The 6,616-nt window shown below is 65.6% G+C and carries 5 protein-coding genes and 1 pseudogene; 5 read left to right on the forward strand and 1 reads right to left on the reverse strand.

Annotated elements, in window-relative coordinates:
* Both VK519_RS16365 and VK519_RS16370 read left to right on the forward strand, forming a co-directional pair.
* Positions 1 to 1,097, forward strand: a 1,097-nt coding sequence (locus VK519_RS16365) for an aldehyde dehydrogenase family protein (RefSeq protein ID WP_324351511.1), incomplete at its 5' end; no start/stop codon positions are given.
* A gap of 58 nt (positions 1,098 to 1,155) precedes the next feature.
* Positions 1,156 to 2,847, forward strand: coding sequence for an ArnT family glycosyltransferase (locus tag VK519_RS16370; RefSeq protein WP_324351513.1), 1,692 nt, complete (start codon positions 1,156 to 1,158; stop codon positions 2,845 to 2,847).
* A 6-nt stretch (positions 2,848 to 2,853) separates the two neighbouring features.
* Here the strand turns inward: VK519_RS16370 and VK519_RS16375 are convergent, their stop codons facing one another.
* Positions 2,854 to 3,474 carry a YrbL family protein gene (locus VK519_RS16375; protein ID WP_324351515.1) on the reverse strand — a complete coding sequence of 207 codons (621 nt, stop codon included), beginning with the start codon at positions 3,472 to 3,474 and terminating at the stop codon, positions 2,854 to 2,856.
* A gap of 101 nt (positions 3,475 to 3,575) precedes the next feature.
* On the opposite strand from VK519_RS16375, the gene VK519_RS16380 reads away from it, so the two are divergent.
* The 3 genes and pseudogenes from VK519_RS16380 to VK519_RS16390 form a co-directional block, all read left to right on the forward strand.
* Positions 3,576 to 5,381, forward strand: coding sequence for a vWA domain-containing protein (locus VK519_RS16380; RefSeq protein WP_324351517.1), 1,806 nt, complete (start codon positions 3,576 to 3,578; stop codon positions 5,379 to 5,381).
* 62 nt (positions 5,382 to 5,443) lie between these two features.
* Positions 5,444 to 5,998 (forward strand): RNA polymerase sigma factor, encoded by a 555-nt coding sequence (locus VK519_RS16385; protein ID WP_324351519.1) that lies wholly within the window; start codon positions 5,444 to 5,446, stop codon positions 5,996 to 5,998.
* Positions 5,995 to 6,616, forward strand: a pseudogene (locus tag VK519_RS16390) (hypothetical protein); the annotation flags it as partial. The gene VK519_RS16385 and the pseudogene VK519_RS16390, both read left to right, overlap by 4 nt.

Here is a 6,616-nt window from a genome sequence, read left to right on the forward strand (position 1 = left end):
TCAACGGCGAGACGTTGAACCTTGAAATTTCCGCGCGCACCGCCGGCTACCACGGCTTTACCAGGCGCGTGCCGCTGGGGCCGGTATCGTTCATCACGCCGTTCAACTTCCCGTTGAACCTGGTGGCGCACAAGGTCGCCCCGGCGATCGCCGCCGGATGTCCTTTCGTACTGAAGCCTGCCGAACGCACTCCGCTCGGCTCGCTGATCATCGGCCAGGTGCTGGCCGAAACCGACCTGCCCAAAGGCGCGTTCTCGGTGCTGCCCCTTGATGGCGCCCATGCAGGCCCCCTGGTCACCGACGACCGCTTCCGCCTGCTCTCCTTCACCGGCAGCCTGCTCGGCTGGGAGTTGAGGGCCCGCGCGGGGAAGAAGAAAGTGACGCTGGAACTGGGCGGCAATGCCGCGTGCATCGTCGACCACACGCAGGCAGGGCAACTGGGCGCCGTGGTGGATCGCCTTATTTTCGGCGCGTTCTACCAGTCCGGACAAAGCTGCATCAGCGTGCAGCGCATCTATGCCCATGAGTCCATTTACGATGAGCTGCGCAAGCGCCTGGTCAACGCTGCGAAAAAACTTAAAGCCGGGGACCCGAAGAAGAAGGATACCTTCCTGGGACCCATGGTCGACGAGGCAGCGGCCAAACGCCTTGCCGGCTGGATCGCCGATGCACGCAAACACGGTGCGAAGGTGCTGTGCGGTGGGAACCGCAAGGGCAATATGCTCGATGCCACGGTGGTCGAGGGTGTAAAGGCAGAACTGGATCTGAGCCGTCGTGAAGCCTTCGGCCCGGTGGTGCTACTGGCACCCTATCGCCACTTCGATGAAGCCGTGGCCGCGGTCAATGCCTCGGACTTCGGCCTGCAGGCGGGCATTTTCACCCACGACCTGGACCACGCCATGCGTGCCTGGGCGGAGCTTGAGCAAGGGGGCGTGATCGTCAACGACGTACCAAGCTTCCGCGTCGATTCCATGCCCTATGGCGGGGTGAAGTCGTCGGGTGTTGGCCGGGAGGGCGTGCGCTATGCCATCGACGACATGAGCGACCTGCGCCTGATGGTGATGCGCGAAGCCGGCTGGGCGTCGCCCGCTGGATAAGCCCAAGGTAAGGCAAAGGCCTTAAACTCTAGCGCCCTTCCTTTTCTGCCGAGAGTGCATGGAAACCACCGACCGCCGCCAGTTCTGGTGGTTCATGCTGCTGGCCCTGGTGGTGCTGGCCGCGGGACTTGGCCTGCGCGACCCGTGGCCGCCTGACGAACCCCGCTTCACCCTGATTGCCCGGCAGATGGTCGAGTCGGGCCAATGGCTTTTCCCGCATCGTGGCATTGAGCTGTATTCGGACAAACCGCCGTTCCTGATGTGGCTGGAAGCGGCGGCATTCACCGTCACCGGCCAGTGGCGCATTGCTTTCCTTTTGCCCTCGCTCGTCGCCGGCATGGCCACCCTGGCATTGACCTGGGATATCGGCCGCCGGCTATGGAACCCACGGGTTGGCCTGTACGCCGCCATCGCCGTGCTGGTCACGGTGCAGTTCGTCGAACAATCGCGCCGTGCGCAGATCGATCCGATCGTGATGTGCTGGATCACCCTGGGCAACTGGGGCATCCTCCGCCACTGCCTGCGCGGACCGGACTGGCGTGCGTTCTGGCTGGGTTGCTTCGCCGCGGGCCTGGGCGTCATCACCAAGGGCGTGGGCATCCTGGCGCTGTTCATGCTGATCCCCTACGCCGTGGTGCGCCGCCGCGGTTGGTCCGGCGTGACGCAAACACAAGGCGACGGCTGGCGGTGGGCCGGCGGCGCGCTGGCATTCGTGTTGGCGATCGCGGTGTGGCTGGCACCGATGTTGCTGCATGCACTCACCGCACCGAGCCCGGACTTCCACGCCTATGTGAATGACATCCTGTTCCGGCAAACGGCGGGGCGTTACGCAGCATCGTGGCAACACCACGAGCCGATCTGGTATTTCCTGCCGGTGCTGGTGGTGGAATGGTTTCCGCTGTGCCTTTTGTACCTGCCGATGCTGCCACGCTGGCGCGAGGCCTTTGCCACTCGCGAAGCACGCGTGGTGATGCCATTGGCATGGGTGCTGATCGTGCTGGTGTTCTTCTCCATCCCCAGCGGCAAGCGCGAGGTGTACCTGATGCCCGCGATCCCGATGATGGCGCTGGCGATGGCGCCCTACCTGGAAGAAGTGGTGAAGCTGCGCTGGCTGCGTTGGTTGTGCGTGGGCCTGGCGGTGCTGGCAGGCATGGTGTTGTTTGGCGGCGGCCTGTGGGCGGTGTTCGGCCATCCGAAGTTCACCGCGCGGGTGGCCGACCGCAACCTCGTCGATGGCGGCCGGCATTTCTGGCTGGCGGTGGCCACGATGGGAGCGCTGCTGCTGGCAGCAGCCGCGTTCTTCCGGGCAAGACGCGGCGCACTAGCGCTCGTGGTGGGCATGGCCGCGGCCTGGGTGGCCTGGGCCATCGGCGTGTATCCGCAGTTCAATCCCTCCGAATCCACGCTCGCCATGATGCAGCGCGTGGACGCAACGATCGGGCCCCAGGGCCAATTGGGACTGGTCGGCTGGCGTGAAGAGCACCGGCTGATGTCACCACGCACGCCCACCGATTTCGGCTTCAGTCGCGGCTTCAATGTACAGATGCGCGATGGCCTCGCCTGGCAGGGGCAGGATCCGGCGCAGCGGTGGATCTTCGCCGGCGATTACGCGCTGGGCCCCTGCATCGACAAGTCACGAGCCGTGGACCTGGGGCGCGTCAACCGCTACGAGTGGTGGCTGTTCGAAGCCTCGGCGGTCATCCCCGGTTGTGACCCGATGAAAGGCTCGAACGCGGTCGAAGGCCCCTGACGGGGCCTAGCCATCCCGCGGTGTCTTCTTCGTGCGCTCGACCATGCGATTGAAGCGGCGGATGGTGCGGTTGCGGTTATGCCGGCGGCTCATCGACTGGTGCGGGATGATGTTCTTCTCGCCGAAGCCATCGATCATCAACAGGTGCGGCCCGCCACGCGAGTCCGAACCGTACACCACGTTCCAGGCATGCAGGTCTGCTGCAATGGTGTCGTGCTCGAGCAGGCGTGCCAGGAAGTCGTCCAGCGCGGCTCGCACCTGCGGCGTGTAGCCATCGCGGCGCACCCAGGCGTCGAGCGTGGGCGCCAGCGAGCCATCGGGCGCCACCACTTTTTCCACCACCTGGCCCAGGCCCATGTCGGTGAGTTCGATGCCCACGACGCGGGCCAACGGCGACACGCCCTGGGGTGACACCGCGTATGAGGTGACGAATTCGCGGAACTCGCGGATGTAACCCTTGTAGTATTTCGCGCGCGTCAGGCGCCGGTACCACGGCCCGTTCTCCCAGCGCTCGACGATGGCGTCCTGCCGCATCACCTTGATCAGCAGGTTCGCTTGCGCGGGGTGCTGGTAGACATACCGGATATGGCCGGTGGCCACGGGCTCAAGGCCGCTGAGCAGGATCATTCCGCCTGTCCCATTTGAAGAGAAAGAAACATTCTCGCATCTGCGCAACCCCGTTTCCTCCCCCGCTGCGTTTCATCGTTACCCACCAAGGAGGCAAAACGATGAAAACGCACGCACTCGCCCCGCTCTGCGCCGCGGTCATGCTGGCCCTGGCCGGTTGCGCCACGTCGCAGAATCCCGCTCAAACCACGCCACAGGCGCCCAGCGACGCGAGTCAGGCGCCACCCACCAACGACAAAGCCGAAAAGAAACCGCTGGCCCAGGAAACCCGTCCCTTGTACACCCCGCCACCGCCGCCCGAACCCAGTCAACCGTTGAGCCGGGGCAAATCACTGGCGTCCATTGAGGTCATGGCCGAGCGGGCGCCTTCCTCGGCCCCGCTGATGGCGCCAGCGTCGCCGGCGCAAGGCTACGTGGCCATGCAGATGATGCCGATGGCCGGCGACATCGACCGCGAGAACTACACGCACTTCAAGGACAACGGCGTGCAGCAGGTGGCCGAGCAGCCAGTGTCCACCTTTGGCCTGGACGTCGATACCGGCGCCTATACCAATGTGCGCCGCATGCTGGCGAGCGGCAACCTGCCGCCAGCCGACGCGGTGCGCGCGGAAGAATTCATCAACTACTTCGACTACGGCTATACGCCGCCTTCCACGCGCGCCGAACCCTTCAGCGTCACCACCGAGCTTGCCCCGGAGCCGTGGAATACGAAGCGTGAACTGCTGCTGGTGGGCATCCAGGGCTACCGCGTGCCCGGAGCCGACGTACCGCCGGCCAACCTGGTGTTCCTGGTCGACACGTCAGGCTCCATGGACGAGCCGGACAAGCTGCCACTGTTGAAGGCATCGCTCAAGCAGCTGGTGCCTCGCCTGCGCGCGCAGGACCATATCTCGCTGGTGACCTATGCCGGGGAGGCTGGCGTGGCGCTGGAATCCACGCCGGGCAACCAGCACGCGAAGATTCTTGCCGCCATCGATGCCCTTGGCGCCGGCGGTTCCACCAATGGCGGCGCAGGCATCGACATGGCCTACGCCCAGGCAAAGCAGGGCTTCATCAAGGGCGGGGTGAACCGCATCGTGCTGGCCACCGATGGCGACTTCAACGTAGGTACGACCGGCATCGAGGCGCTGAAGACGCGTATCACCGAAGAGCGCAAGGGCGGCGTGGCGCTATCCACGCTGGGCTTTGGCCAGGGCAACTACAACGACGCGATGGCCGTGCAGCTGGCCGATACCGGCAACGGCAACCACCACTACATCGACAGCCTCGCCGAGGCCCGCAAGGTGCTGGTGGATGAGATGTCCTCGACGATGATGACCATTGCCAAGGACGTGAAGATCCAGGTGGAATTCAATCCCGCCGTGGTGAAGGAATATCGCCTGATCGGCTATGAAAAGCGCGCGCTGGCCCGTGAAGACTTCAACAACGACGCCGTGGATGCCGGCGAGATCGGCGCGGGCGCCAACGTGACGGCGTTGTACGAAATCACCCTGGTGGGCGAAGGCGGCGGCCGTGTTGACCCGCTGCGCTATGGCCCGGCACGTCCCGTGGCCAACGACAGGGCCGCCCATGGTGAACTGGCCTTCCTGCGCATCCGCTACAAGGCACCCGACGGCAACACCAGCAAGCTGATCGAACGGCCGCTATCGGCAAGCGTTGCGGCCGCGCCCAGTGAAAGGCTGCGTTTTGCCGCCTCCGTGGTCGCGTTCGCCGACGCCCTGCGTGGCGGAAAATACATCGACGGCTGGGACTACGCGAAGATCGCCGCCCTGGCCAACGGCGCGCGCGGCAGTGACGACATGGGCTACCGCGCGGGCTTCGTGCAGATGGTGCGCAGCGCCGGCGGCCTCTCCACCACGGCCAGTGGTGGCGGAACGGACGGCAATGATGCAACCGTCTTGCGTTGATTGCCGCCGGACATCGACATCGACACCCACGAAGGCCCGTCGATGCCGTAATCTCCTGGGCCATGGACCGGCCCACCGACGACGATGCCGCGCTGATGCTGGCCTGGGTGGCTGGCGACGCGGCATCGTTCCCGGTGCTTTATTCCCGGCAGAAAGACCGACTGTACCGCTTCATCCTGCGTAGCGTGCGCCAGCGCGAAATGGCCGAGGAAATATTCCAGGAAACCTGGAGCCGGGCCATTGCCGCGCGGGAGCGCTATCAACCCGGAGCGCGGTTTTCCACCTGGCTGCTGCAGATCGCCCACAACCTGATCGTCGATGCCTTCAGGCGGCAGCGCCCGGAGAGCACCGGTGAAACATATGAGGCCGCCGTGGCCAGCCACCCGGGCGACGAACGCAGCCAGCCCGAACACGCGCTGTCGGATTTCCAGCAGCGCCGCCGCCTGCAACAGGCCATCGATGGCCTGCCCGGCGAACAACGCGTGGCGTTCCTGCTGCGCATGGAAAACGAACTGACCATCGAGGAGATCGGCGAAGTCACGGGCGTGGGCCGCGAAACCGCCAAATCGCGACTACGCTATGCCATGAACCGCATCCGCGAGCTTATGACGCCATGAGCGACCAGCAGCATCCCATCGACGACGACGAACGCGAGCTTGCCCGGCTGTACGGCAAGCTTCCGCGCGCGACGCCGTCGCCGGCGCTGGACGAAGCCGTGCTGCGCCAGGCGCGCGAGGCAAAGCCTGTGACCGGTGCTCCCGCGTCGAGCCCAAGGAGCCGGCCGCGCCATGGGCTTCGCTGGGCCGGTGCGTTGGCCGTCGCGGCAAGTCTGGTGTTGGCAGCCAACCTGGCCTGGCAGCAACGCCAGCTGCCTGCGCCACAAGCCCGCCTGGAAACGGCGAAGGACAAAGCAGAGGCGGCGCCGACTGCATCTGCGGGGGACAACGCCACCGCATCGGGTAGGGTCAGCGCGCCGCAAGCGGCACCCCCGGTTACTTTTGAAGGCGAGGTCGCCGCGGGCAAGGCAGCGCCGCCCGAACCCATAGGCGAAAAGGCAGCGAGCGTCAGCCAGGCAGGTGGCCCCGCAACGGCGGAACGATACGTCGCTACCCTTCCCGCGCCCGCTGCCCCTCCTGCTGCCGTGCAAGGCAGGAACGCCACGCGTTGTTCGCCGGGCAGGCCATCGATGGCCTGTTGCAGGCGGCGGCGCTGCTGGAAATCCGACAGCGCGTGTT

It is taken from the genome of Pinirhizobacter sp., assembly GCF_035317885.1.
GTDB lineage: Bacteria > Pseudomonadota > Gammaproteobacteria > Xanthomonadales > Rhodanobacteraceae > Pinirhizobacter.